The sequence below is a fragment of the Kitasatospora sp. NPDC089509 genome, from assembly GCF_044749365.1.
Taxonomy (GTDB): domain Bacteria; phylum Actinomycetota; class Actinomycetes; order Streptomycetales; family Streptomycetaceae; genus Kitasatospora.
Window position 1 is genome coordinate 79904 of sequence record NZ_JBIVHS010000013.1, and the last position, 26071, is coordinate 105974.

22 protein-coding genes are annotated in these 26071 nt (G+C 73.7%); 14 read left to right on the forward strand and 8 right to left on the reverse strand.

From position 1 onward, the window contains the following. The first annotated feature begins 25 nt into the window (after positions 1-25). The 3 genes from ACIP4P_RS25500 to ACIP4P_RS25510 all read left to right on the forward strand — a co-directional run bounded on the left by ACIP4P_RS25500 (position 26) and on the right by ACIP4P_RS25510 (position 4871). The gene (locus ACIP4P_RS25500) at positions 26-868 is read left to right on the forward strand and encodes an FAD binding domain-containing protein (protein ID WP_400922083.1); all 843 of its coding nucleotides are present in this window, start codon (positions 26-28) and stop codon (positions 866-868) included. After that, positions 865-3588, forward strand: a complete 2724-nt coding sequence (locus tag ACIP4P_RS25505) for a molybdopterin-dependent oxidoreductase (RefSeq protein ID WP_400922085.1) — start codon at positions 865-867, stop codon at positions 3586-3588. Before ACIP4P_RS25500 ends, ACIP4P_RS25505 begins: the two co-directional genes overlap by 4 nt. Before the next feature lie 107 nt (positions 3589-3695). Next, positions 3696-4871, forward strand: coding sequence for an alpha/beta hydrolase (locus ACIP4P_RS25510; protein WP_400922087.1), 1176 nt, complete (start codon positions 3696-3698; stop codon positions 4869-4871). A 92-nt stretch (positions 4872-4963) separates the two neighbouring features. Here the strand turns inward: ACIP4P_RS25510 and ACIP4P_RS25515 are convergent, their stop codons facing one another. Beyond that, positions 4964-5473 (reverse strand): universal stress protein, encoded by a 510-nt coding sequence (locus ACIP4P_RS25515; RefSeq protein WP_350513967.1) that lies wholly within the window; start codon positions 5471-5473, stop codon positions 4964-4966. A gap of 230 nt (positions 5474-5703) precedes the next feature. Then, positions 5704-7902, reverse strand: coding sequence for a potassium-transporting ATPase subunit KdpB (gene kdpB / locus ACIP4P_RS25520; RefSeq protein ID WP_400922089.1), 2199 nt, complete (start codon positions 7900-7902; stop codon positions 5704-5706). A 378-nt stretch (positions 7903-8280) separates the two neighbouring features. Between kdpB and ACIP4P_RS25525 the strand changes: the two genes are divergently transcribed. Both ACIP4P_RS25525 and lysA read left to right on the forward strand, forming a co-directional pair. Continuing rightward, positions 8281-8490, forward strand: coding sequence for a hypothetical protein (locus ACIP4P_RS25525; protein WP_400922091.1), 210 nt, complete (start codon positions 8281-8283; stop codon positions 8488-8490). A 44-nt stretch (positions 8491-8534) separates the two neighbouring features. After that, entirely contained in the window at positions 8535-9926 is a 1392-nt protein-coding gene (gene lysA, locus ACIP4P_RS25530) for a diaminopimelate decarboxylase (RefSeq protein WP_400922093.1), read from the forward strand. Positions 9927-10001: 75 nt separating this feature from the next. Here lysA and ACIP4P_RS25535 read toward each other — a convergent pair whose 3' ends face one another. Further along, positions 10002-10295: a hypothetical protein gene (locus ACIP4P_RS25535; RefSeq protein WP_400922095.1), complete on the reverse strand. Its 294-nt coding sequence runs from the start codon at positions 10293-10295 to the stop codon at positions 10002-10004. 45 nt (positions 10296-10340) lie between these two features. Further along, the gene (locus tag ACIP4P_RS25540) at positions 10341-11843 is read right to left on the reverse strand and encodes a PHB depolymerase family esterase (protein ID WP_400922097.1); all 1503 of its coding nucleotides are present in this window, start codon (positions 11841-11843) and stop codon (positions 10341-10343) included. 361 nt (positions 11844-12204) lie between these two features. Here ACIP4P_RS25540 and ACIP4P_RS25545 point away from each other — a divergent pair, with 361 nt between their 5' ends. The 5 genes from ACIP4P_RS25545 (at position 12205) to ACIP4P_RS25565 (ending at position 18214) form a co-directional block, all read left to right on the forward strand. Beyond that, complete coding sequence (locus ACIP4P_RS25545) at positions 12205-13548, forward strand: ABC transporter substrate-binding protein (protein WP_400922099.1); 1344 nt, start codon at positions 12205-12207, stop codon at positions 13546-13548. Then, entirely contained in the window at positions 13545-14486 is a 942-nt protein-coding gene (locus ACIP4P_RS25550) for a sugar ABC transporter permease (RefSeq protein ID WP_350513961.1), read from the forward strand. Before ACIP4P_RS25545 ends, ACIP4P_RS25550 begins: the two co-directional genes overlap by 4 nt. Further along, a complete protein-coding gene (locus ACIP4P_RS25555) occupies positions 14483-15328 on the forward strand; it encodes a carbohydrate ABC transporter permease (RefSeq protein WP_350513960.1) in 846 nt (281 codons plus the stop codon). The genes ACIP4P_RS25550 and ACIP4P_RS25555 overlap by 4 nt, the downstream gene beginning before the upstream one ends. A gap of 5 nt (positions 15329-15333) precedes the next feature. Beyond that, a complete protein-coding gene (locus tag ACIP4P_RS25560; RefSeq protein WP_400922102.1) occupies positions 15334-17103 on the forward strand; it encodes a glycoside hydrolase family 36 protein in 1770 nt (589 codons plus the stop codon). Positions 17104-17191: 88 nt separating this feature from the next. Continuing rightward, a complete protein-coding gene (locus tag ACIP4P_RS25565) occupies positions 17192-18214 on the forward strand; it encodes a LacI family DNA-binding transcriptional regulator (protein WP_400922104.1) in 1023 nt (340 codons plus the stop codon). A 51-nt stretch (positions 18215-18265) separates the two neighbouring features. Here the strand turns inward: ACIP4P_RS25565 and ACIP4P_RS25570 are convergent, their stop codons facing one another. Further along, complete coding sequence (locus tag ACIP4P_RS25570) at positions 18266-19075, reverse strand: DeoR/GlpR family DNA-binding transcription regulator (protein ID WP_400922105.1); 810 nt, start codon at positions 19073-19075, stop codon at positions 18266-18268. Positions 19076-19226: 151 nt separating this feature from the next. Between ACIP4P_RS25570 and galT the strand changes: the two genes are divergently transcribed. Both galT and galK read left to right on the forward strand, forming a co-directional pair. Next, the gene (gene galT, locus ACIP4P_RS25575) at positions 19227-20372 is read left to right on the forward strand and encodes a galactose-1-phosphate uridylyltransferase (protein WP_400922108.1); all 1146 of its coding nucleotides are present in this window, start codon (positions 19227-19229) and stop codon (positions 20370-20372) included. Continuing rightward, positions 20369-21499 (forward strand): galactokinase, encoded by a 1131-nt coding sequence (gene galK / locus ACIP4P_RS25580; protein ID WP_400922110.1) that lies wholly within the window; start codon positions 20369-20371, stop codon positions 21497-21499. The genes galT and galK overlap by 4 nt, the downstream gene beginning before the upstream one ends. A 4-nt stretch (positions 21500-21503) precedes the next feature. On the opposite strand, the gene ACIP4P_RS25585 is transcribed toward galK, so the two are convergent. Continuing rightward, a complete protein-coding gene (locus ACIP4P_RS25585) occupies positions 21504-22229 on the reverse strand; it encodes an NADPH-dependent F420 reductase (RefSeq protein WP_400922113.1) in 726 nt (241 codons plus the stop codon). A gap of 136 nt (positions 22230-22365) precedes the next feature. On the opposite strand from ACIP4P_RS25585, the gene ACIP4P_RS25590 reads away from it, so the two are divergent. Then, on the forward strand, positions 22366-23076 hold the full coding sequence (locus ACIP4P_RS25590) for a hypothetical protein (RefSeq protein ID WP_400922115.1): 711 nt from the start codon (positions 22366-22368) through the stop codon (positions 23074-23076). A gap of 153 nt (positions 23077-23229) precedes the next feature. Here the strand turns inward: ACIP4P_RS25590 and ACIP4P_RS25595 are convergent, their stop codons facing one another. Further along, the gene (locus ACIP4P_RS25595) at positions 23230-23850 is read right to left on the reverse strand and encodes an L-threonylcarbamoyladenylate synthase (protein WP_400922117.1); all 621 of its coding nucleotides are present in this window, start codon (positions 23848-23850) and stop codon (positions 23230-23232) included. 161 nt (positions 23851-24011) lie between these two features. Here ACIP4P_RS25595 and ACIP4P_RS25600 point away from each other — a divergent pair, with 161 nt between their 5' ends. Next, the gene (locus ACIP4P_RS25600; RefSeq protein WP_400922119.1) at positions 24012-25328 is read left to right on the forward strand and encodes a cytochrome P450; all 1317 of its coding nucleotides are present in this window, start codon (positions 24012-24014) and stop codon (positions 25326-25328) included. Positions 25329-25416: 88 nt separating this feature from the next. Here ACIP4P_RS25600 and ACIP4P_RS25605 read toward each other — a convergent pair whose 3' ends face one another. Continuing rightward, positions 25417-25830, reverse strand: a complete 414-nt coding sequence (locus tag ACIP4P_RS25605; RefSeq protein ID WP_400922121.1) for a Fur family transcriptional regulator — start codon at positions 25828-25830, stop codon at positions 25417-25419. Between the last annotated feature and the right edge of the window lie 241 nt (positions 25831-26071).

Sequence of the window (26071 nt, forward strand, 5' to 3'; positions counted from 1 at the left end):
GACCGAGCGGGGACGGTGGGGCGACATGGATCTGAACACGGTGGCCGAACTGCGGGACGCCCGCCTCGGCGGCGCCTGGCGGCCCGGCGACGCCTGGCTCGGCGGCGGGACGTACCTGTTCTCCGAACCGCAGCCGCACATCCGCCGGCTGATCGACCTCGGCCGGATGGGCTGGCAGCCGCTCACCCGCACCCCGGACGGCGGCCTGGAGATCGCCGCGACCTGCACCGTCGCCGAGCTCTCCCGGTACGGCCGGCAGGAGGCCGACTGGACGGCCGCGCCGCTGGTCGAGCAGTGCTGCCGGGCCTTCCTGGCCTCCTGGAAGATCTGGAACGCGGCCACCGTCGGCGGCAACCTGTGCAACGCCCTGCCGGCCGGCCCGATGATCTCGCTCACCGCCGCCCTGGACGGCGTCTGCCTGCTGCGCGCCCCCTCCGGCGAGTACCGCCGCGTCCCGGTGGCGCGCTTCGTCACCGGCGCCGGACGGAAGGACCTGCTCCCCGGCGAACTGCTGCGCTCGATCACCCTGCCGGCCCGCGCCCTGGCCGGCCGGACGGCCTTCCGGCAGGCCTCGCTGTACGGGCTGGGCCGCTCCGCCGCCCTGCTGATCGGCACCCTGGACCCGCTGGACGGCTCGCTCACCCTGACCGTCACCGCCGCGACCGTACGCCCGTTCCGGTTCTGGTTCCCGCCCGCCCCGAACGCGGCCGCCGTCGCGGAGGCGCTGCGGGAGGGCATCCGGCCGGAGGAGTACTTCGACGACATCCACGGGCTGCCCGCCTGGCGGCGACACCTGACCTTCCGCTTCGCCGAGCAGATCCGGCAGGAGCTCGGCCCGCAGAACCAGTTGGAGGAGGCAGCGCGATGAGCTTCGCGATGCACGTCAACGGCCGTCCGACCGACGCCGAACCGCGCCCCGGCCAGTGCCTGCGCACCTATCTGCGCGAGCGCGGCTGGTTCGGGGTGAAGAAGGGCTGCGACGCGGGCGACTGCGGCGCCTGCACCGTCCAGGTCGACGGCGCCCCGGTGCACAGCTGCCTCTACCCGGCGGCCCGCGCCGACGGCCGGTCCGTCACCACCGTGGAGGGCCTGGCCGGCCCGGACGGCGAACTGCACCCGATGCAGCAGCGCTTCCTGGACGCCCAGGGCTTCCAGTGCGGCTTCTGCACGGCCGGCTTCCTGATGACCACCACCGCCCTCGACGCCGAGCAACGTGCTGACCTGCCAAGGGCGTTGAAGGGCAACCTGTGCCGCTGCACCGGCTACCGGGCGATCGAGGACGCGATCGCCGGCGTCCGCCACACCGAGGAGCCCGACCCCGGTCACGCGGTCGGCCGCAACCTGGGCGCCCCGGCCGGCCCGCAGGTGGTCACCGGCACCGCCCGCTACACCTTCGACCTCGACGTGCCCGGCCTGCTGCACCTGAAGCTGCTGCGCTCCCCGCACCCGCACGCCCGGATCACGGCGATCGACACCGCCGCCGCCCTGCGCGTCCCCGGCGTGCACGCCGTGTTCACCCACCACGACGCGCCCGATCGGCTGTACTCCTCGGCCCGGCACGAGCACCCCACCGAGGACCCGGACGACACCCGGGTGCTGGACGACGTGGTGCGCTTCGTCGGCCAGCGGGTCGCCGCCGTGGTCGCCGACACCGAGGCCGCCGCCGAGGAGGGCTGCCGGCGGATCGTGGTCGAGTACGAGCAACTCCCGTACGTGCTGGACCCGGAGGAGGCGATGGCCGCCGGCGCGCCGGTGCTGCACCCCAAGGGGCCGGAGTCCCGGATCGCCCGCCCGGAGAACAACGTCTGCGGTGAGGTGCACGGCGAACTCGGCAGCGTGGCCGAGGGGTTCGCCGAGGCCGACCTGGTGTACGAGGAGACCTTCCGCACCCAGCGGGTCCAGCACGCCAGCCTGGAGACCCACGGCTGCGTCGTCCACTTCGAGGAGGACGGACGGCTGGTGGTCCGCTCCAGCACCCAGGTCCCCTTCCTCACCCGGCGCGCCCTGTGCGCCCTGTACGACCTGCCCGAGGAGCGGATCCGGGTGGTGGCCGGCCGGGTCGGCGGCGGCTTCGGCGGCAAGCAGGAGATGCTCACCGAGGACATCGCGGTGCTCGCCGCGCTGCGCCTGCGCCGCCCGGTGAAGCTGGAGTTCACCCGGGCCGAGCAGTTCTTCGGCGCCACCACCCGGCACCCGTTCACCATCACCGTCAAGGCGGGCGCGAAGGCCGACGGAACGCTGACCGCGCTGCAGTTCCGGGTGGTGGCGAACACCGGGGCGTACGGCAACCACGGCCCGGCGGTGATGTTCCACAGCGTCGGCGAGTCGATGGGCGTCTACCGGGTGCCGCACAAGAAGGTCGACGCGTACTCGGTGTACACCAACGGCGTCCCGGCCGGCGCCTTCCGCGGCTACGGCCTGGGGCAGGTGACCTTCGCCGTCGAGTCCGCGATGGACGAACTCGCCCGCCGGCTCGGCCTCGACCCGCTGGAGTTCCGGGAGCGCAACGTGATCGGCCCCGGCGAGCCGATGCACAGCCCCGGCGGCGAGGAGGAGGACCTGCACATCGCCAGCTACGGCCTGGACCAGTGCCTCCAGGTGGTGCGCGACGCCCTCGCGGACGACCGCAGCGCCGCCGACGCGCCCGAGGGCTGGCTGGTCGGCCAGGGCTTCGCGATGGCGATGATCGCCACCGGCCCGCCCGGCGGCCACTTCGCCGACGCCACGGTGACGCTGCTGGCGGACGGCACGTACGACCTGGCCGTGGGCACCGCCGAGTTCGGCAACGGCACCACCACCGTGCACCGGCAGATCGCGGCCGGCGCGCTCGGCACCACCGTGGACCGGATCACCGTCCGGCAGTCCGACACCGACGTGGTCCGGCACGACACCGGCGCCTTCGGCTCGGCGGGCACCGTGGTCGCGGGCAAGGCGGTGCTGCGGGCCGCCGACGCGCTCGCCGAGCGGCTCACCGCCTTCGCCGCCGAGCACGCCCGCAGCCCGCGCGCCCTGGTGCGGCTCGGCGCGGAGGCGGTGGAGTGCGAGGGGCGGGGCGTCCCGCTGAAGGAGCTGCACGAGGTGGCGCGCGAGCGCGGGGTGGAGCTGTCGGCCGCCGGGCACTGGGGCGGCTCGCCGCGGTCGGTGGCCTTCAACTCGCAGTGGTTCCGGATCGCCGTCGACCCCGACACCGGGGAGATCCGGATCCTGCGCAGCGTCCACGGCGCCGACGCCGGGCGGGTGATGAACCCGATGCAGTGCCGCGGCCAGGTCGAGGGCGGGGTCGCCCAGGCGCTCGGCGCCACCCTGTTCGAACAGGTGCTGCTGGACGAGCGGGGGGAGGTCAGCACCGCGGCCTTCCGCCGCTACCGGCTGCCGGCGTTCGCCGACGTGCCGCGCACCGAGGTGCACTTCAGCACCACCTCGGACGCGATCGGCCCGCTCGGGGCCAAGTCGATGAGCGAGAGCCCGTTCAACCCGGTCGCCCCCGCCTTCGCCAACGCGCTGCGCGACGCCACCGGCATCCGCTTCACCGACCCGCCGTTCCTGCGCGACCGGGTCTGGCAGGCGCTGGCCGAGCGGGGGCGGTGACGGCGGAGCCACGGTGACGGCGGACTCGCGGTGACGGTGTCGCCACGCAGGGTGGGGGAGCCGTCCGGGCCGGCGGTGGTCCAGAGTGGTAGGGGAGGCCGGGACCGATGGGACTCACCAGTCACAAGCTGCTGGCGCTGGCGGCACTGCTCGCCGGGTTCACGGTGCTCGGCACGCTCTGGGTCTGGCCCCGGCTGGCGGTCCGCGGCTGGCCCGCGGTGTTCCTGCGGCTCGGCACCGTCCTGGTCACCCAGCTGGCGCTGCTCGGCACGCTCGGGCTGGCCGTCAACGACCACTTCGGTTTCTACAGCAGCTGGTCCGACCTGCTCGGGCACGAGCGCGGCGCCGCCGTCATCCAGGGGGCCGGGGCCACCCCGGGCCGCAACCCGGGAACGCCCGGGACTCCAGCCGGTACGCCGGACGGCACCCCGGCCGGGGTGCAGGTGCTCGGCACGGCCGAGATCACCGGCGCGGGCCCGGGCGGCCACGACCCCCTCCGGGCCGGGCGGCTCGACCGGGTCCGGCTGCCCGGCGCCACCACCGGACTGAGCACCGACGGCTACGTCTACCTGCCGCCGCAGTACTTCCAGCCCGGCTACCAGGGCAAGCGCTTCCCGGCCGTCCTGGTGCTGACCGGCTTCCCCGGCGACGCCGCCAACCTGGTCACCAAACTGCGCTACCCGGCCACCGAGCTGGCCCTGCTGGGCCGGGGCACCGTGAAGCCGACCGTCCTGGTGCTGATGCGGCCCTCGCCGACCATGCCCCGGGACACCGAGTGCGAGGACGTCCCGCGCGGCCCGCAGGCGCAGAGCTACTACGCGGTGGACGTGCCCGCCGACCTCAGGGCCGGCTACCGGGTACTCGACGGCCCGCGCAGCCTCGGCGTGATGGGCGACTCCACCGGCGGCTACTGCGCCGTCAAGCTCGGCATGGTGCACCCGGACACCTTCCCGGTGGCGGTCTCGCTCTCCGGCTACTTCAAGGCGGCCGACGACGTGACCACCGGCGACCTCTTCGGCGGCAACCCGCAACGCCGGGACGAGGCCGACCTGAACTGGCGGCTGGCCCACCTGCCGGTGCCCGCGCTCGCGGTGCTGCTCGCCGACAGCAAGGAGGACGGCAGCACCTACGCCGACTCCTCCGCCTTCGCGGCGGCGGCCCGTCCGCCGCTGGTGGTGGCCCAGGCCACGGTCGACCGCGGCGGGCACAACTTCACCACCTGGAACCGGCTGATCCCGCCCTCACTGGGCTGGCTCGGCGCGCACCTGCCGGGCGCCTCATAGCCCGCTCACGGCCCGCGACATGGCACCCGCCGCCCCGGCGGGGTGCGCCGGGGCGGCGGGGCGTTCGAAGGGCGCTGCCGGGCCCGCCGGCCTCAGCGGGCCAGCAGCGGCAGCGGTGCGCCCGTGCGGGCGGTCAGCTCCAGCCGGGTCAGCAGCGCCGACGGCGAGACCTCGACCACCCGGCAGCCGGCCCGGTGCCGGCAGTACCGGGCGACGGAGGTGCCGCGCAGCCGCTCGAAGCGGCGCGGGGTGGCCGCGCCGAGGACGAGCAGGTCGTCCGGCCCGGTGACGGCGGCGACCAGCGCGGGCCCCGGTTCGGCGTTCACCACCAGCGGGTGGATGACCAGGCCGGACGGGTAGCCGCCGTAGGCCTGCTCGAAGGCGATGTCCAGCCGCCGCCGGGCGGCGTGCTCCAGCTCGGACAGCGGGCGCAGCCCGTCCTTGTCGTGCGTCGTCCAGGCGGCGACCGGGACCAGCACGGCGCCGAGCCGGGCGGCCTCGCCGACGGAGTGGTAGAGGGCGGCCAGACTGCTCAGGGACCCGCTCAGGCCGACGATCACCCGGGTCGTGCCGGCCGTGGTCTCGGCTGTCGTGTCGGTCATGGCCGTTCGCCTCCGTCTCTCCGGCAGCCCACTCCGGTCGAGTTCCGCTTCCGCCGGTTCGGTGCTCCTTGGCTCCTTGCTCCGGATGACTCCAGTGAACCCCGGAACCGTCCGGTCCGTACCGCTGCTGACACCTCCATGACGCGGGTCGCACACATCTTGACGGCCTCCTGACAGCGGCCCGTCCGGCGTGGCCGGCCCGGTTCCGGTCGTGCTCGGCCCGGTCCCGGTCAGCCCAGTCCCGGTACGAACTCGATCAGCAGGTCGATCGCCTTGATGCCGAGGAACGGCAGGATCAGCCCGCCCAGCCCGTACACCCGCAGGTTGCGGCGGAGCAGGTCGGTCGCGGAGGAGGGCTGGTAGCGCACGCCGCGCAGGGCGAGCGGGATCAGCGCGACGATGATCAGCGCGTTGAAGATGATCGCGGAGGCGATCGCGGACTGCGGGCTGTGCAGGCCCATGATGTTGAGGTGGTGCAGTCCGGGGTAGGCGTGGGCGAACATCGCGGGGATGATCGCGAAGAACTTGGCCACGTCGTTGGTGATCGAGAAGGTGGTCAACGCGCCCCGGGTGATGAGGAGTTGCTTGCCGACCCGGACGATGTCGATCAGCTTCGCCGGGTTGGAGTCGAGGTCGACCATGTTGCCGGCCTCCTTGGCGGCCGGGGTGCCGGAGTTCATCGCCACGCCGACGTCGGCCTGGGCGAGCGCGGGGGCGTCGTTGGTGCCGTCGCCGGTCATCGCGACCATGTTCCCGGCGGCCTGTTCGCGCTTGAGGTGGGCGAGCTTGTCCTCGGGGGTGGCCTCGGCCAGGAAGTCGTCCACCCCGGCCTCCTCGGCGATCGCCTTGGCGGTCAGCGGGTTGTCGCCGGTGACCATGACGGTGCGGATGCCCATCCGGCGCAGTTCGGCGAAGCGTTCGGCGATGCCCTCCTTGATCACGTCCTTGAGCTCGACCACGCCGAGCGCGCGGGCGCCGTGCCGGTCGTGCACGGCGACCAGCAGCGGGGTGCCGCCGGCCTCGGCGATCCGGTCGACCAGCGGCTTGGCCTCCATCGGGATCCGCCCGCCGGAGTCCACCACCCAGCGGGCGACCGCCGCGGCCGCGCCCTTGCGGATCAGGCAGCCGGTGCCGTCCGGCCAGGTGAGGTCGACGCCGCTCATCCGGCTGAGCGCGGTGAACGGGACCGGCCGCTGCTCGCCGAGTTCGCCGGGCGACCTCGGCGGCACCCAGTACTGACGGTTCGTCAGTTCGACCAGTGAGCGCCCCTCCGGGGTCTCGTCCGCGACGGAGGCCAACTGGGCGGCCTCGGCGAGCTGTTCGACGGTGGCGCCGGGAAGCGGGTGCAGGGCGACGGCCCGGCGGTTGCCGTGGGTGATGGTGCCGGTCTTGTCCAGCAGCAGCACGTCCACGTCGCCGGCGGCCTCGACGGCCCGTCCGGACAGGGCGATCACATTGCGCTGGACCAGCCGGTCCATCCCGGCGATGCCGATCGCGGACAGCAGCGCCCCGATGGTGGTCGGGATCAGCGCGACCATCAGCGCCACCAGCACGATGGTGGTCTGCGGGGCGTGGGCGTAGATCGCCATCGGCTGGAGCGAGACGACGGACAGCAGGAAGACGATGGTGAGCGAGGCCAGCAGGATGTTGAGCGCGATCTCGTTCGGGGTCTTCTGCCGGTTGGCGCCCTCGACCAGGGCGATCATCCGGTCCACGAAGCTCTGTCCGGGGCGCGAGGTGACCCGGACGATCAGGTGGTCGGAGAGCACCTTGGTGCCGCCGGTGACGGCGGTGCGGTCGCCGCCGGACTCGCGGATGACCGGCGCGGACTCGCCGGTGATCGCGGACTCGTCCACGCTGGCGACGCCCTCGACCACCTCGCCGTCCTGCGGGATGGCCTCCCCGGCCGGCACCAGCACGATGTCGTGCAGCATCAACTCCTCGGCGGGCAGCACCTCGTGGCGGTGGTCGGGGGTGCCGACCCGCCAGTGCAGCAGCCGTCGGGCCGTCATGCCCGCCTGGGCGCGCCGCAGCGACTCGGCCTGCGCCTTGCCGCGCGCCTCGGCGACGGCCTCGGCGAGGTTGGCGAACAGGACGGTCAGCCACAGCCAGAAGGAGATCACCCAGGCGAAGACGCTCGGGTGCAGCACGGCGCTGATGGTGGTGAGCGCCGAACCGGTCTCGACCACCATCATCACGGGGTTGCGCACCAGGGTGCGCGGGTCGAGTTTGCGGACGGCGGCGGGCAGGGCCTCGGCCAGCTGGCGCCGGGTGATCAGCGTGCGCCGGCCCCGGGGCGAGGACGGCCGGTGGCTCGGGTGGTGGCCCGGGTCGGGCTCGGGGGGCTGCGCGGGACCGGGGCCCGGGCGTCGGAACCAGTCGGTTCGGGGTGCGGTGGCATCCGGTGTGGTGAGGGCCGAACGGCGCATCGTCTCGGGGGACCTTCCGGGCCGCCCCTGGCTCGGCCTCTCGGCGGCGGGGCGACGGACTCGGTGGCGACGGGGACGGGCCACAGCCCACCACCGGATTCCCGGGCGCCATGCGGGTCTTGACGCGGGCTTGGCGGACGGACGCCGATTCTTGACAGCTCCCTGACACTGAGCGGTGAACCGGCTCCGACCTGCACGAACGAACATTCGCACCGATGGGATGGGAGGCATGTCAGGAAGTCGTCAAGGTACGCCCCCGATGCGTAGGCCGTGCGTCAAGGCCGGGTGCGGTCGGCCCCCGGAGGGTCTCCACTGGTGGGTGAGGTCGCCGGTCCCCGACGGCCCGCCCCACCCGAGCCCGACCCCGAGGAGCCCGCCGTGACCACCGTCACCGCCGTCATCGACATCGACCAGCCGGGCCGGCCCAGCCGTTCGGCCCGGCCGTTGGGACGGCCCGTCCGCCTGGTGCCCGCGACCGCGTACCAGGACCAGCCGGAGCCGCCCGAACAGGCCGAGGTCCAGGACCCGACCGACCGGGCCCGGACCCGCCCGGCGAACTGCCGGTTCGCGATGCACTTCGAGGACTGACCCCGCCGCCACGCCCCGTCCGACCACCCGTAGGAGCATCCGACATGACCCAGCTCTTCGCCCCGCCCGTCCCCTCCGCCCCGGCGGCCGTTCCTGCGTCCGGCCCCGGGACCGCCCCCGCGTCCGCCCCCGCCGACGTGCTCGGCGGCCCCTGGCCGGCCTCGGCGCGGCCCGGCCCGGGCGGCGAGGTGCTGGTCGGCGGAGTGGGCCTGGCGGAGGCGGCCGAGCGGTTCGGCACCCCGCTGTACGTGCTGGACGAGGGCGAGGTGCGCAGCCGCGCCCGGGCCTACCGGCGGGCGCTGCCGCACGCCGAGGTGCTCTACGCGGCCAAGGCCTTCCTGTGCAGCGCGATGGCCGACTGGGTGGCCGAGGAGGGGCTGGGCCTGGACGTCTGCTCGGCCGGGGAGCTGTGGCTGGCGGTCTCGGCCGGCTTCCCGGCCCAGCGGATCCTGCTGCACGGCAACGCCAAGTCCCCGGAGGAGCTGCGGCTGGCGCGGCGCCTGCGGGTCGGCCGGATCGTGATCGACGGCCCGGCGGAGATCGCCCGGCTGGCGGCGCTGGTGGCCGCCGACACCCCGCAGAAGGTGCTGGTCCGGGTGGTGCCCGGGATCGCCGCCGGCCACCACGCGGCGGTGCGGACCGGGGTCGGCGGGCAGAAGTTCGGCTTCCCGATCGAGGGCGGCGACGCGGCCGACGCGATCGCCCGGGTACTCGACCAGCCCGGGCTCGAACTCGCCGGGCTGCACTGCCACCTGGGCTCGCAGATCACCTCGATCGAGCCCTACCTCCAGGCGGTGGACGCGCTGGTGCGGCTGCTCGCCGAGGTGCGCGAACGGCACGACGTGGAACTGCCCGAGCTCGACCTCGGCGGCGGCCACGGCATCCGCTACCTGCCCGGGGACGAGGAGTTGGACCTGGCCGAGTTCGCGGTCCGGGTCACCGACCGGCTGGCGGTGCGCTGCGCCGAGACCGGGCTGGAGGTGCCGCGGCTGATCGTCGAACCCGGCCGGGCGGTGGCCGGCCCGGCCGCGGTGGCGGTGTACCGGGTGCTGTCGGTCAAGCACACGGCGGACGGCCGCTGCTTCGCCGCCGTGGACGGCGGGATGAGCGACAACCCGCGCCCGGCGCTGTACGGATCGCCGTACAGCGTGCGGCTGGTGGGCCGCCGCTCGGACGCGGGCGCGATGCGGGTGGACGTGGTCGGCCGGCACTGCGAGGCCGGGGACGTCCTGGTCCGGGACGCGGTGCTGCCCGCCGACCTGCGCCCGGGCGACCTGCTGGCGGTGCCCGCGGCCGGTGCGTACCAGCTGTCGATGGCCTCCGGCTACAACCTGGTCGGGCGTCCGGCGGTGGCGGCGGTCAAGGACGGCCGGGCCCGGCTGCTGATCCGGCGGGAGACGGTCGACGACTTCCGGCTGCGCGAGGTCGGCCGCTGAGGTAGCGAGCCCGGCCCCGCCCCGCCGGGTGTCGGCGGGGCGGGGCAGCGGGTCAGGGGCGCGCGGGTTCCGGGGTCACCCCGTGCGGGCGGCGGTGACCAGGTCGGGCAGTAGTGCGGCCGCGTTCGGCGTGCCGAGGCCGGTGACCGGGTCCCAGCCGGTGGTGGCGGGGTAGCCCGGCACGGTCGGGTCGGTGGTGTTGTTGCCGAGGGTCACGTCGTTGAAGTCGGCCGCGTACGTGGCCGGGTCCGCGGCGAGCTTGTACAGCGGCGGCGGCGCGGCCTCAACGGTCCGTCGCCCACCGTTTCCCCGTGCGTCCGTCCCTCGGTGTTCGTCGGCCGCTGCTACAAGAGCCTTTCGCCTGAGCACAGTTGGGTGGGACGTCGACCGGGCCGACTTCTCACCCAACTCTTGTCATCCGGTGGCGGCCGGACAGCCCGCGTCGGCGATCACGTAGTAGCCGGGGGAGGTCTCCTCCAGGGTGTGGATGGTGAAGACGTTCCACAGGCCCATGTTCTGCTCCGAGCCGTCGGCGTACGTGTAGCCGCCGCTCTGGTGGGCGCGGCCGGCCGTGGTCTGCTGGTAGTTGTTCGCGGTGTAGCAGCTCGGGGCGGCGCCCGTCGTGGTGGCGTCGACCACGGCCGAGCGGGCGCCCTCGGTGCCGGAGGAGTCGACGGCGGCGACGGTGTAGCCGTACGAGGTGCCGGCGGCCAGGCCGGTGTCGGTGTAGGCGGTGCCGGTCACGGCAGCGGAGTCGACCCGCGCGCCGTTGCGGTAGACGTCGTAGGAGACCGCGCCGGTGACGGCGGTCCAGGAGAGCGAGACCGAGCCGGTCGTGCTGCCGGTGACGGCGAGTCCGGTCGGGGCGGGCAGCCCGCCGCCGGTGACGGGGGCGGCGAGGCCCCAGAACCGGGCGGTGTAGTAGCTGGAGCAGATGGTGTCGAGGAAGTACGCGCCGGTGCTGCCGCACTGGTCGGGGCCGGATCCGGGGTGGACCGCGAGGCCGTGGCCCATGCCGGAGACGGAGTACAGCTCGACGGCCGGGGCGCCGGTGGCGTCGGCGTAGGTGGTCAGGGTGGTGCCGCCGGGCAGGCTCTGGGAGCCGGACGGGGTCTGGCCGATGCCCCAGGCGTCGGTCCACTGGTCGCGCAGCTCGGTGCCGTTGACCGCTTGGACGGTGTAGTCGGCGGTGCCCTGCCAGATCGCCACCCGCGGCCACGGACCGGCGTACCCGGGGTCGGAGTTGCGGACCTTGTCGCCCCACTGGGCCGGGGTGAGGTTCTGACTGCCGCTCTGGCAGCCGGAGGCGGCGCCCTGGGTGGTGGCGCACTGGGTGGGCAGGCCGGAGTCGACGGCGCCGCCGGCGAAGACGTCGGGGTAGTCGGCCAGCAGGTCCGCGGCCAGGCCGCCGCCCGCGGACAGGCCGGTGACGAACACCCGGTGCGGGTCGGAGCCGTAGAGCGCCTCCGCCTTCTCCACCATCTGCACGACGGACGCGGCCTCGCCGTTGCCTCGGGTGTCCTTGCCGGAGTCGAACCAACTGAAGCAGGACAGCGGGTTGTTGGCCGAGCTCGTCTGCGGGAGGACCACGGCGAAGCGGTAGGCGTCCGCGAACTTGGGCCAGCCGGATCCGCCGTAGTAGTCGCTCGCGGTCTGGGTGCAGCCGTGCAGGGCGACCACCAGCGGCGCCCCGGCGGGCAGGCCGGCCGGCAGGTAGCTGTACATCGCGAGGTTGCCGGGGTTCGAGCCGAACCCGGTCACCTGCTGGAAGGTCCCGCTGTCGGCGGCGGTGGCACTGGCGGCGGCGGGACTGGCCGCGGCGGGAGTGGCGGCTGTGGCGAGGCCGAGAACGGCGACGACGGCGACGGCAACGGCGAGGAGCAGGGCGAGTACGCGCCTGCGCACGGGTTCGGACATGGTGGGGCTCCCAGGGCGAGATCGGTGCCGTGAAGCATGGGCGCAGCCACCGACGGCGGACATGGCACGGAACCCCACCCCGCCCCACCCCGCCCTGTGCCCGGCCCCCATCGTCAAACGGCTCCGGGTCACGGCGGCCGGTAACGGAACGGTTGCGGTGGTCGGGATCGGTGGGTGCGGGGCTTGACGGGGTGGGGAGTGCGGGCGTTTGCTGTGTCCCGCTCGTGCGAATGTGTTTGGTTCTGGTTTGTTTTGTGGTTTTGAACGTTCAAACCCGCGCTCAGGCCCGCCCGCGACCGTCGAGCAGACCCCCACCCTCGTGCTCGTCCCTGCCCAGCGCCACCCCACCGGGAGGAATGCAATGTCACACCTTTCCCGTCGCGATCTGCTCCGCGCCTCCGGAGCCGGCCTGCTCGCCCTCGCGGCCGGCGGCAGCCTCGCGGCCTGCGGCGGCTCCGGATCGGGCGGCGGCTCCGGCGGGGACGCCGACACCGGGACGATCACCGTGTGGTCCTGGGCCACGGCCGCCGCCGCGCTGCGCGCCGTCGTCCCGGCCTTCGAGAAGGACAACCCGGGCATCAAGGTGGACGTCCAGGACATCGGCAACCCCGCCATCTGGGACAAGATCACCGTCGGTCTGGCGGCCGGCGGCCAGGGCCTCGGCGACGTCCTGCACATCGGCTGCGACTACCTGCCCGGCTACCTGGAGAAGTTCCCCGGCGGCCTCGCCGACCTCTCCGCCTTCGGCGCCGACGCCCACAAGGACAAGTTCGCCAAGGGCCTGTGGCCGGTCGTCACCGGCAAGGACGGCCACGTCTACGCGCTGCCCTGGGAGGTCAACCCGCTCGGCTTCTTCTACCGCAAGGACTACTTCGACAAGGCCGGCCTCGACCCCACCACCTTCGCCACCTGGGACGACCTGATCGCCACCGCCGACCGCTTCAAGGCCGCCAACCCCGGCATCTCGCTGATCGGCATCAACAAGGCCGCCAACCCCGACCCCGACCTGGACTTCGTGCAGAACCTGATGCAGCTCCAGGGCGCCTTCTACTTCGACCTCCAGAACCGGATCACCCTCGGCTCCGAGCCCGCCGTCCGCGCCATGACCATCCTCAAGCACCTGGACGACGCCGGACTGGTCGCCGACGCGCCGGGCAGCCAGGGCTGGGCCACCCTGATGAAGGCCGGCAAGCTCGCCGTCGCCCCGATGCCCGCCTGGGCGGCCCACTACCTGGAGGCCAAGTTCCCCGACCAGAGCGGCGACTGGCGCCTCGCCAAGCCGCCGGCCGTCACCCCCGGCGGCCGGCGCACCGCCCTGGTGAACTCCACCCACCTCACGGTCTCCGCCTCCAGCCCGCGCCGCCGCGCCGCCTGGAAGTTCGTCGAGTACGCGCTCACCCGCCCCGCCTCGGTGAACGCCATGTTCAACGGCGGCGGCGTCTTCCCCGCGCTGCTCGACGCCTACTCCGACCCGATGTACGCCAAGCCCAGCGACTACTACGGCGGCCAGTCCCCGCTGAAGACCTTCGCCGAACTGGCCACCGACGGCGGCGACCCGACCAACTTCTCCAGCGACTACGCCCGCGCCCTCAAGCTCGCCGGCGACGCCCAGACCAAGGTCTTCCTCAAGGGCGGCGACCCCGCCACCGTCCTCCAGGACGCCGCCAAGCAGCTCGCCCAGCAGAGCGGACGCACCATCGCATGACCGCCACCGCCCCGCCCCCCGTCCTCACCGGGCCGGCCCGCCCCGCCGGACGCGCCGAGCGCGCCCACCGCCGGGCCCGGCTGCGCCGCACCGCCCTGCCGTACCTGCTGCTCGCCCCGGCCCTGATCACCTTCGGCGTGTTCAAGGCCTACCCGATCGTCGAGTCGCTGCTGCTCTCCTTCAGTACCGGCTCCGGCACCGCCACCCGCGCCGCCGGCCTCGCCAACTACCGCCGCCTGCTGGACGATCCGCTGTTCTGGACGGCGCTGCGCAACACCGGCGAGATCCTCGTCGTGCAGGTCCCGCTGATGCTCGGCCTGGCGCTGCTGATGGCCGTCGGCATCAACTCCGTGCTGGTGCGCTGGCGGGCGGTCTGGCGGCTGGGCGTCTTCATGCCCGCCGTCACCGGCCTGGTCGCCACCGGCGTGATCTTCGCCTTCCTGCTCAAGCGCGACGACGGCGCCGTCAACTGGCTGCTGAACGCCGTCGGCCTGCCCACCGTCGACTGGCTGGGGCAGCCGTTCTGGGCCCGGATGTCCGTCGTCCTGGTGCTGACCTGGCACTACACCGGCTACAACGCCGTCATCTACCTGGCCGGCCTGCAGTCCATCCCCAAGGAGCTGTACGAGGCCGCGATGGTCGACGGCGCCGGACCGGTCCGCCGCTTCACCGCCGTCACCGTCCCCGCGCTGCGCCCGGTGCTGCTGTTCACCGTCGTGCTCTCCACCATCGGCACCCTCCAACTCTTCGACGAGCCGTACGTGTTGACCGGCGGCGGCCCGGACAACGCCACCCTGACCGTCTCCATGTACCTGTACCAGAACGGCTTCCGCTACTTCGACTTCGGCTACGCCTCCGCCATCGCCTACGCGCTCACCCTGCTGGTGGCCGTGCTCGGCGCGGTCCAGATGCGCCTGATGGGGGAGAAGGACCGATGAACCGACAAGGACCCGGGCGGCTGAGGAAGCTCCGCGGCTGGCCGCTCACCTTCCTCCTGGCCGGCCTCACCGGCCTCTCCATCGCTCCCTTCTACTGGCTGCTGATCTCCATCACCCGCAAGGACACCGAGATCTTCGACTGGCCGCCGCACCTGCTGCCCGGCGGCGGCCTCGGCGAGAACCTGCACCGGCTGGACCAGCGGATCGGGTTGCTCCGGGTGCTCGGCAACTCCCTGCTGGTGGCCGGGATCCAGACCGCCGGCGCCCTGGTGGTCGCGCTGCTGGCCGGCTACGCCTTCGCCAAGTTCCGCTTCCGCGGCCGCACCCTGCTGTTCGCGCTGCTGCTCTCCACCCTCGTGGTGCCCGAACAGGTCATGCTGGTACCGCTGTTCAAGATGATGATGAGCTTCGGTCTGCTCGACTCCTACCAGGCGATCATCCTGCCCGGCCTGTGCGTGCCCTTCGCGATCTTCCTGATGCGCCAGTCGCTGAGCAGTCTGCCCGACGAACTCCTGGACGCCGCACGGGTGGACGGCGCGGGCGAGTTCCGGGTGCTGTGGAGCGTCGTCGTCCCGGTGATGCGGCCGGTGCTCGCCGCGCTCTCGATCTTCCTCTTCCTGGGCTCCTGGAACCAGTTCGTCTGGCCGCTGATCGCCCTGCGCAGCCCGGACATGCACACCCTCCCGGTCGCCCTGGCGACCCTGTACGGCAACCAGGCCACCACCGACTACGGCGCGATCCTCTCCGGCACCGCGCTGTCCACCCTGCCGCTGATGGTCCTCTTCCTGGTCCTCCAACGGCAGTTCATCTCCGGCCTGTTGGCCGGCGCCACGAAAGGCTGAGCCGCATGACCGAGACGACCGGGCCGACCCGGCAGACCGGAACGGCTTCCCCCGAGCCCGACCTCTGGGAGCCGCACGCCCCCGCCGCCGGAACCCTGCGCCCACTGCCCGCCCAGGGCCTGGACCTGCGGGTGAGCGGCACCGCCAGCGCCCGCCAACTCGCCGACGGCGTGGTCGAGGTGACCGCCGAGGGCCCGGCCGCCGTCCGGATCGAATGGCGGGTGCCCTGCGTGGACGCCACCTCCTTCTGGACCCCGGAACCGCGCGGCACCGGCTGGCTGCCCGCCGCCTGGAGCGCCCCGCGCCGCACCGGCCTCGCCGCCGGCGCCCCGATCGCCGCGCTGGTCGGCACCGGGGACGCCGCGCTCTGCGCCTTCGCGGCCGAGCAGGTCGAGGTGCTGGCCGGCGCCGGAGTGGTCGAGGAGACCGGCGAGTTCCGGTTCTGGGCCCAGGCCGAGGGCCGGCTCACCGTCCGCATCGACACCTCGGGCCGGCACTACGCCCGCTGCCTCGCCGACCTCACCGCCTGGTGGGGCGAGGGCCGCACCGCCGTCATCCCGGACGCCGCCCGCCGCCCCGCCTACTCCACCTGGTACTCGATGCACCAGGGCGTCTCGCCTGAGCGGATCGAGACCCAGGCCGCGCTCGGCAAGGACCTCGGCCTGGACGTGATCATCGTCGACGACGGCTGGATGACCGCCGACCGCACCCGCGGCTACGCCCACTGCGGCGACTGGGAGCCCGTCTCGCTGCCCGACACCGCCGAGCACGTCAAGCGCGTCCACGACCTCGGCGTCCAGTACCTGCTCTGGTACGCGCTGCCGTTCATCGGCAAGGACAGCGCCGCGTTCCGGCAGATCGGCCGGTACGTCCTCGCCGACGCCGCCCACATGGGCGCGATCGTCGCCGACCCGCGCTACCCCGAGGTCCGCGAGTTCCTCACCGGCCGGCTCGCCCGGGCGGTCGAGGAGTGGGGCATGGACGGCCTCAAGGTCGACTTCGTCGACTGGTTCGCCCGCGCCGCCGAGCGCGCGGACGCCCCCCAGCCGGGCCCCGAGGCGGACTGCGCGAGCGTGGCCGAGGGCGTGGAGAAGCTGCTCGCCGCCATCCGCGCCCGGATCACCGCCGCCCACCCGGAGGCGATGGTCGAGCACCGCCAGCCGTACGTCAGCCCCGGCCTGTGGCCGTACGTCACCATGATCCGCGCCACCGACTGCCCGCTCAGCCCGCAGGAGAACCGGCAGCGCACCGTCGACGTGCGGCTGGCCGCCGGGCCGGTGCCGGTGCACGCCGACATGCTGATGTGGCACCCGGCCGAGCCGCCGGAGCAGATCGCCTGCCACCTGATCAACGTGCTGTTCTCGGTGCCGCAGATCTCCGTCGACCTCGCCGCCCAGGACCCCGGGCAGCGCGAGGCGCTCGCCTTCTGGCTGGGCGTCTTCCGTGAGCACCTGGACACCCTGCAGCTCGGCGAACTGCGCCCGAGCCGGCCCGACCTCGGATACCCGCTGGTCACCGCGCTCGGCGCGGGGACGGTCGCGGTCGCCCGGTACGCGGCGCTGCCGGTGGACGCCTCGGCGGCCGACTGGCGCACGCTGCTGGTCGCCAACGCCAACGCCGACCCGGACGTCCGGCTGACCGGCGGCAGCGGGACGGCCGCCGTCACCGTGCAGGACGCCCGGGGGCGTATCGTCCGGCAGGACGAGATCGACCTCGGGCGGACGGACACCGTGCCGGTGCCGCGCGGCGGGCTGCTCACGCTGCGCCGCGGGTAGCCGGGCCGCCGGTGGTCGCCCCGTCCGTGGCCGACGCGTCGGTGGCCACCCGTCAGCACCAGCCCGTCACCCGTGCAGGAGGACCGCATTGACCGAGGGACCGCGCCGGTCGCGCAGCGGCGCCGCCACCATCGAGGAGGTCGCCCGCGCGGCCGGGGTCTCCCGGCAGACCGTCTCCAACGTGCTCAACGCCCCGCACCGGGTCCGTACCGAGACCTTGGAGCGGGTGAGCACGGCGATCCGCGAACTCGGCTACCAGCCCGACCAGTCGGCCCGGTCGCTGCGCAGCGGCGCCCGGCGCACCATCGGCTACCTGGCACCGGTGGACGACCCGCTGGACCCCAACCCGCTGATGGCCGGCTTCCTGGAGGCCCTGGTCGACGCGGCGGGGGAGCGGGGCCAGCGGGTGCTGCTGTTCCGGCCCGCCCCGCCCGCGGCGGACCCGGTCGCGGCCATCGACGAGCTGGTCGCGGCGCGTCAGGTCGACGGACTGGTGCTGGCGGACGTGCTGACCGACGACCCGCGGATCGCCCACGTGGCCCGGCTCGGCGTCCCGTTCGCCAGCTTCGGGCGGACCGGACCGGAGGAGCCGCAGCACTGGGCGGACATCGCCAACGACACGGCGATGGCGGTGGTGGTGCGGCACCTGGCGGCGCGCGGCCACCGCCGGATCGGCTACCTCGGCGCCACCGAGGAGCTGCCCTGGATGGCGGCCCGCCGGGCGGGGTTCCTCGCCGAGACCCGGCGGCTGGGCCTGTCGGCGGCGCCGCTGCCGGACGGTTCCGGCACGGCGGCCGTCCGGGAGCTGCTGCGCGGCCCGGACCGGCCGACCGCCTTCGCGACGGGCAGCGACCTTCTGGCGCTGGACGTCTACGAGGCGGTGCGGGCCGAGGGCCTGGCGGTCGGGCCCGCCGGGGTCGCGGTCACCGGGTTCTACGACACACCGCTGTGCCGGCACCTGCACCCGCCGCTGACCTCGGTCCGGCTGCCGCTGCGGGCGATCGCGGCGGGGCTGATGGCCCGGCTGCTCGGCCAGGTGCACGGCGAGGCGGTGCCGACGACGGGCCTGGAACTGCCCACCGAGCTGGTGGTGCGGGCCAGTTCGGGCTGACGGCTTCCGTAGGTCGGTGCTGCTCGGCCGCGCTCATCACCCTTCCGTCGGTCAGCACTCCTCGGCGGCGACGACCAGCTCGCCGACCAGCCGGGCGGCCGCCTCCCGCTGCTCCGGGGGCAGGGCGTCGTCGGTGACCAGCACGTCCAGCTGGTCCAGGGAGGCGAAGGAGGCCAGGCCGACCGCGTCCCACTTGGTCCGGTCGGCCACCACGACCACCCGGCGCGCGGACTGGATGAAGCAGCGGTTGGTCTCCGCCTCGGCCAGGTTGGGGGTGGTCAGGCCGGTCTCCGCGGACAGGCCGTGGCAGCCCAGGATCAGCACGTTGACGTGCAGCGAGCGGATCGCCTGGTCGGCCACCGGTCCGACCAGTGCGTCCGAGGGCGTCCGGACGCCGCCGGTGCGGATCACCGTGGCGGTGGCGGGCGTGCCGTCCTCGTCGGGCTGCTCCAGCAGCTCGGCGATCCGCAGCGAGTTGGTGACCACGGTGAGGCCCTCGACGGCGCGCAGGTGCCGGGCGACCGCGTAGGTGGTCGTCCCGGCGGCCAGCCCGACCGCCGAGCCGGGCGGCACCAGGGCGGCCGCCGCCCGGGCGATCGCCTCCTTGGCGGGCAGCTCCCAGTGCGCCTTGGTCTCGAACCCGGGCTCGCCGCTGGCCGGCGCCTCGATCCGCACCGCGCCGCCGTGCACCTTCTGCACCAGGCCGCGGCGGGCCAGCGCGTCGAGGTCACGGCGGACGGTCATGTCGGACACGCCCAGGTCCCGGACCAGCTCCGTCACCCGGACCCCGCCGCGGGCGCGGACCTGCTCCAGGATCAGCACGCGGCGCTGTCCGGCGAGCGGTTGGGCGCTGTCAGCCATCGGGGGCCTCCTTCGACCACTTTCGAGGCGTGGTTCTGATGGATAATGTTTGAGATTGTAGCTTTCTGTTGATTCTAGCTTTCCGTTGTTCCCCCTGGCGTCATACAGCCACCACGCTCGCCACGCCACGCCACGCAGAGGAAAGAAGGCCATGGCCGGGACGACCCTGACCCAGCCCACCGCCCGGACCGCGACCACCCTCGCGGACGGACGCCAGCTCATCTACTACGACAGCGGCGCGGCCGTCCCCCGGGACACCGTCGACCGGCGCCCGCTCGACCCCCGCCCCGGCGATCCCTCCGGCGCGGTCGGTCCCGCCGGCCCCGAGGTGCGGCTCGACCCGGCCACCGGCGCCTGGGTCACCGTCGCCGCCCACCGCCAGGCCCGCACCTACCGGCCCCCGGCCGAGGAGTGCCCGCTCTGCCCCTCCCGCGACGGCCGGCTGAGCGAGATCCCGGCCGCCGACTACCAGGTGGCCGTCTTCGAGAACCGCTTCCCCTCGCTCGCCGGACCACCGGCCCCGCTCACCGGGGACGCCGACGGCCTGTGGACCAGCGGCCCCGGCGCCGGACGCTGCGAGGTGGTCTGCTTCACCGCCGACCACGACGCCTCCTTCGCCGACCTCACCCCGGAACGCGCCCGTCTGGTCCTCGACGCCTGGACCGACCGCACCGCCGAACTCTCCGCCCTGCCCGGCGTGCAGCAGGTCTACTGCTTCGAGAACCGCGGCGCCGAGATCGGCGTCACCCTCGCCCACCCGCACGGCCAGATCTACGCCTTCCCCTTCACCACCCCGCGCACCGCCCGGATGGTCGACCGCGCCGCCGAACACCGCGCCGCCACCGACCGCAACCTCTTCGACGACCTGCTCGCCGCCGAACGCGCCCACGGCGAACGGGTGGTGCTCGCCGGGCGGCACTGGACCGCCTTCGTCCCCTTCGCCGCCCGCTGGCCGTACGAGGTCCACCTCTTCCCGCACCGCCGGGTGCCCGACCTGACCGCCCTGGACCCCGCCCAGCGCGACGAACTCCCCGGCCTCTACCTGGAGTTGCTGCGCCGCTTCGACCGCCTCTTCGGCACTCCCGAGGCACCCGGCCGCACCCCGTACATCTCCGCCTGGCACCAGGCCCCCGCCGGCCGGCGCGACGAACTCGCCCTGCACCTGGAGCTGTTCACCATCCGCCGCACCGCCGACAAGCTGAAGTACCTGGCCGGTGTGGAATCCGGCATGGACGCCTTCGTCAACGACGTCACCCCCGAGGACGCGGCCCGCCGGCTGCGGGAGGTCGCCTCATGAGCACGTTCACGGAGCTCTACCACCGCGCGCCGGAGGGGGAGTGGGCCGCCCCCGGGCGGGTGAACCTAATCGGCGAACACACCGACTACAACCTCGGGTTCGTGCTGCCGATCGCCCTGCCGCAGACCACCCGGGTGCAGGCCGCCCGGCGGACGGACGGGCTGCTGCGGCTGTGGTCCGCCCAGGGCGGCGGGCCGGTGACCGAGCTCCGGGTCGACGAGCTCGCGCCCGGTTCGGTCGCCGGCTGGGCCGGCTACCCGGCCGGTGTGGTGTGGGCGCTGCGCGACGCCGGGCACCCGGTCGGCGGGGCGGACATCCGGCTGGACAGCGACGTGCCCAGCGGCGCCGGGCTGTCCTCCTCCGCCGCGCTGGAGTGCGCGGTCGCGGCCGCGTACGACGACCTGTACCGGCTGGGCCTGTCGGCCCCCGAACTGGCGCTGCTGGCCCAGCGGGCCGAGAACGCCTTCGTCGGGGTGCCCTGCGGGATCATGGACCAGATGGCCTCGATGTGCTGCCGCCCCGGTGCCGCGCTCTTCCTGGACAGTCGCGATCTGGCGGTGCGCCAGGTGCCGGTCGACCTCGGGGCGGCGGGGCTGGCACTGCTCGTCCTGGACACCCGGGTCAAGCACGACCTGGGCGACGGCGCCTACGCCGCGCTGCGGGCCGGCTGCGAGAAGGCCGCCGCGCTGCTCGGGCTGCCCGCGCTGCGCTCGCTGCCCGCCGCCGGCCTGCCCGCCGCACTGGAGCGACTCCCGGACGACCTCCGGCCGTTGGTGCGGCACGTGGTGAGCGAGAACGCGCGCGTCGAGGCCGCCGTCGCCGCACTCGACGCCGGCGACCTCGCCGCGCTCGGCCCGATCCTCACCGCCGGGCACGCCTCGCTGCGCGACGACTACCGGGTCTCCTGCCCGGAGACCGACCTCGCCGTCGACGCCGCCCTGGCCGCCGGTGCCCACGGCGCCCGGATGACCGGCGGCGGCTTCGGCGGCTCCGTCATCGCCCTGGTGGACGCCGACGCGGCCGAGCCCGTCGCCGCCGCCGTGACCGCCGCCTTCCGCGCCGCCGGTCACACCGAGCCGCGCACCCTCACCGCCGTACCGGCCGAAGGGGCGCGCCGACTGCGGTGATCCGTCAGGCCCGGTGGGCCGCCGGGCGCTCCGGGGAGGCCTCCGCGAGCGCCCGGGTCACCGCCTCCACCCCGGCCCGCAGCCCGTACACCGGCGTGGCCGGCTGCTGGCGCCAGGAGTCGTCGATGCCGCCCGCGTCCACGGTGTCGAAGCCCAACTCGTCCACCAGGGCGCGCACCACCCGCTTCGCCGCCTCGTCGTCGGAGGCGACCGGCACCGCCAGCCGCCCCGGGGCGCCGGCCGGCAGCGGCCGGTCCAACAGGTCCTGCGCGTAGGTGCCGTTGAACACCTTCACCACCTGGTGGCCGATGTGCTGCTCCGTCCAGCGGCTCTCCGTCAGCCCGTCGTCCTCGATCGCGTCGATCCGGCCGTCGCGCTCCTTCGGGTAGTAGTTGCCGGTGTCGATCACCACCAGCCCGTCGGCGGCGCCGTCGAACAGCCCCTTCGGCAGGTCCGGCACGTTCTTCAACGGCACCGTCACCACCACGACCTGCGCACCCTTGGCCGCCTCGGTGGCCGGCACCGCCGTCGCGCCCGTCTCCTCCGCCAGTGCCCGCAGCGACTCCGGTCCGCGGGAGTTCGCCACCGAGACCTCGTGCCCCAGTGCGGTGAGCCGCCGCGTCAGGTTGCCGCCGATGTTGCCCGCACCGATAATGCCGATCTTCATGGGAAAGCCCTTCACGAGTGCCGCACGGTCCGTCGCCCAGCCCCAACCACGCCGTGATCGCATCTGTTCCCCACCACACCCCGGATTCCCGCCCGCAAGGGTGGTCCCCCGGAACCCCCGGTTGACGACGCCCTGCGCCTACCGCTGTCCCGGGCGGCCAGCTGCTGAACGAGCCCGCCCGGCGTGTTGAATGGCGTCCATGACGGACGGCACCCCACTGCAGCACCTCATCCGCGGCCTCCCCGCCGCCTTTGCCGCGGCCCCGCGCCCGACCGCCCTCGACGCCTGCCCCTGCTGCACCCGGCCCGCCGAACTGAGCGTGCTGCTCCACACACCGCGCGAGCGGCTCACCGCCGACGAGCTGACGTACTACGCGACCTCCGTCCTCAACACCGTCGGTTCGCCCGCCGACTTCCGCTACTTCGCCCCGCGCATCCTCCAGCTCGCGCTGACCACTGAACTCACCGTCCCCGACCTGGAGTCGGTCGGCAACAAGCTCGCCCGGGCGGGCTGGCAGGAGTGGCCGGAGGCCGGCTACCTGCAGCGACTCCTGGACGCCCTCTGGGTGGACGTCCTGCACAACGCCGACGAGTGGTGGGACGCCGAGGCCGTGCTCTGCACCCTCGCGGCAGCAGGAGATCGGGCCCCGGCCGCCTTCACCGGCCGGCTAGCAGAATGGGAACTCCTCGTCGCCCCGGTGGCCGTGGAGCGCCTGTACGAGTTCACCGTGAGCTGCGGCCTCGAACCGCAGAACGCCTTCTGGGACAAGCAGAGTGCCCCGTATCAGGCCTTCGTGGACTGGTTGCGCGGCCCCGGCCTCCAACTCGCCGTGGAGTCTGCCATCCTGCGGGTCGACGACCCTACCCAACTCGAACAACTCATCACCGTCCATGACATTCTGACGACATGATCCACGGCCCGGCGCGACCCCCGTTCGCGCTCGCTGTGGTCCTGCTCGCCATCAAACTGGCCCGACGGCGGTGAAACGGCAACCCCCTGGCGCCGCTTCCGCGTTCGAATCCGGCCTGAGGGCGGCCCGGGCCCTCCCCGGGCCGCCGCACCGTCACTCGAAGCGCGCCGGGTCCCCCGCCCCGCGGCGGACGATCTCCGCCTCGCCGCCCGAGAAGTCGATGACGGTGGTCGGCTCGGTGCCGCAGTCGCCCGAGTCCAGCACGGCGTCCAGCGCGTGGTCCAGCCGTTCCTTGATCTCCCACCCCTGGGTCATCGGCTCCTCCTCGCCGGGGAGGATCAGGGTGCTGGAGACCAGCGGTTCGCCGAGTTCCGCGAGCAGGGCCCGGGTGACGACGTGGTCGGGGATCCGGACCCCGACGGTCTTCTTCTTGGGGTGCAGCAGCCGGCGCGGCACCTCCTTGGTGGCCGGGAGGATGAAGGTGTAGCTGCCCGGCGTCGCGGCCTTGACCGCCCGGAAGACGTAGTTGTCGAGTTGGACGAACTGCCCCAGCTGGGCGAAGTCCTGGCACATCAGGGTGAAGTGGTGGCGGTCGTCGAGGCGTCGGATCGACCGGATCCGTTCCAGCCCGTCGTGGTTGTCCAGGCGGCAGCCGAGGGCGAAACAGGAGTCGGTGGGGTACGCGATCAGGGCGCCGGACCGGACGCTGTCGGCCACGGTGCTGATGGTGCGCGGTTGGGGGGACTCGGGGTGCACGTCGAAGTACTTCGCCATTGGCCGACCCTACGGGATCCCGGGGCGGTACGGGAGCATCCGCGACAAACCACCGCGAACGAGCCCGCGAACGAGCCCGCGAGCGAGCCCGCGAACGAGCCCGCGAACGCGCCCGACCGGACTCTGGCGGACCGCCGGGTCGCGGCGTACGGTCGGGCCCCATGGGTGTCGACCAGGCGCGGGTGAACCGGATCTTCCGGCCCGAGACGTACGCCGACGGCGTGCCGTACGAGCTGTTCCGCGAGCTGCGGGCGCAGGCGCCGGTCTGCTGGGTGGAGGAGCCGGCGGTGGGGGACTGGCCGTCCGGGGTCGGCTACTGGGCGGTGCTGCGGCACGCGGACGTGAAGCAGGTGCTGCGCAGCCCCGACCTGTTCTCCTCGCACCTCGGCGGGACCCAGATCCGGGACCCGGGCACCCCGGCCGACCTGGACTTCGTCCGCACGATGATGCTCAACCAGGACCCGCCGGACCACGCCCGGCTGCGCCGCATCGTGGCCGCGGCGTTCACCCCGCGCGCCCTGGCGGAGCTGGCGGAGGCGGTCGACGGCCGGGCCCGGGAGCTGGTCGAGGCCGTCCGGCCGGACGGCGCCGCCGACTTCACGGCGATCGCCGCCGACCTGCCGGTGTGGACCCTGGCCCGGGTGATGGGGGTGCCCGAGCAGGACCGGGGGCTGCTGCTGGACTGGGCGAACCGGGTGATCGGCTACCAGGACGCCGACTACGCCTTCGCCAGTACGGTCGACCCGGCCGCGCTGACCGACGTCGGCCGCCTCGCCCTCGCGCACCGTCCGACCGCCCGGACCACCCCGGACGGCCGTCCGGTCGATCCGCGCTCCCGAGCCGCGCTCGCCGACATGTTCGCCTACGCGCACGCCCTCGCCGCCCGGCCCGACCCGGGCGGTGTGCTGGCCCGGACGCTCGGGGCGGGCCTGACGGTCGAGGAGTTCGAGACCATGTTCTTCCTCTTCGCCGTCGCCGGGAACGAGACCGTGCGCAACGGTCTGCCGGGCGGCCTGCACACCCTGCTCAGTCATCCCGATCAGTACCGACTGCTGTGCGGGCGGCCGGAGTTGATCCCGTCGGCGGTGGAGGAGATGCTCCGCTGCTGGCCGCCCGTGGTGCACTTCCGGCGCACCGCGACCCGGGACACGGAGCTCGCCGGGCAGTCGATCCGCGCGGGCGAAAAGGTGGTGGTGTACCACGCCTCCGCCAACCGCGACGAGGCCGTGTTCCCCGAGCCGGACCGCTTCGACGTCTCCCGCACGTCGAACGACCACGTGAGCTTCGGCTACGGCCCGCACTTCTGCGTGGGCGCCCAACTCGCGCGGCTGCAGCTGCGGTCCGCCCTGCGTCATCTGCTGGAGCGCCTCCCGGGCCTCGCGCTCGACCCGGAGCGGCGGCCGCAGCGGCTGGTGTCCAACTTCCAGAACGGGCTCAAGAGCCTGCCGGTCCGCTGGCAGGACGGTCCGGCCGGCTGAACCGACGGCCCGGTTCGCTGGACCGACGGCCCGGCCGGCTGAAGCGAGGGCCCGGGCAGCCGGAACGATTCCCCTGGTGCCGGAGCGGTCAGCCCGCGCAGACCGGGCAGAGCCCCCGGTAGGTGACCTCGGCGCCCGAGAGCGCGAAGCCGAAGCGCTGGTCGGCCGGGAGGTCGGTGAGCGGGTCGCCGAGCGGGTGGACGTCGCGGATGGCGCCGCAGCCGGTGCAGATCAGGTGCTGGTGCGGGTGGTGGGCGTTGGGGTCGTAGCGTTTGGCGCGCCCGTCGGTGGAGACCTCGATAACCTCGCCGAGGGTGACCAGCTCGCCGAGGGTGTTGTAGACCGTCGCGCGGGAGATCTCCGGGAGGCGCTCGGCCGCGCGGGCGTGCACCTCGTCGGCGGTCAGGTGCACGTGCTCGCCGTCCAGGACCTCGGCCACGACGCGCCGCTGGGAGGTGAGGCGCCAGCCGCGCTCGCGCAGCCGCTCCAGCAGGTCACTCATACGGTTCACCTATTCAGGTCAAGGGGAAGACCGGAGTTTAGCAATTCACATCCGGGGGCTTCCGGATCCCGATCGGATATGGACTTGGTGTCTTTCTTGACTTGGATTTCGTCCATCGTAGGATCGGCTCCGGCGCTAGCCTGGGTAGCGGTAGTTCCAGACAGCAGCAGTGGCACCAGTAACAGCATGTAGATGCCGTAGGTAGCAGTAGAGACACCGTGATCCGCCTTGTAGGGAAGGA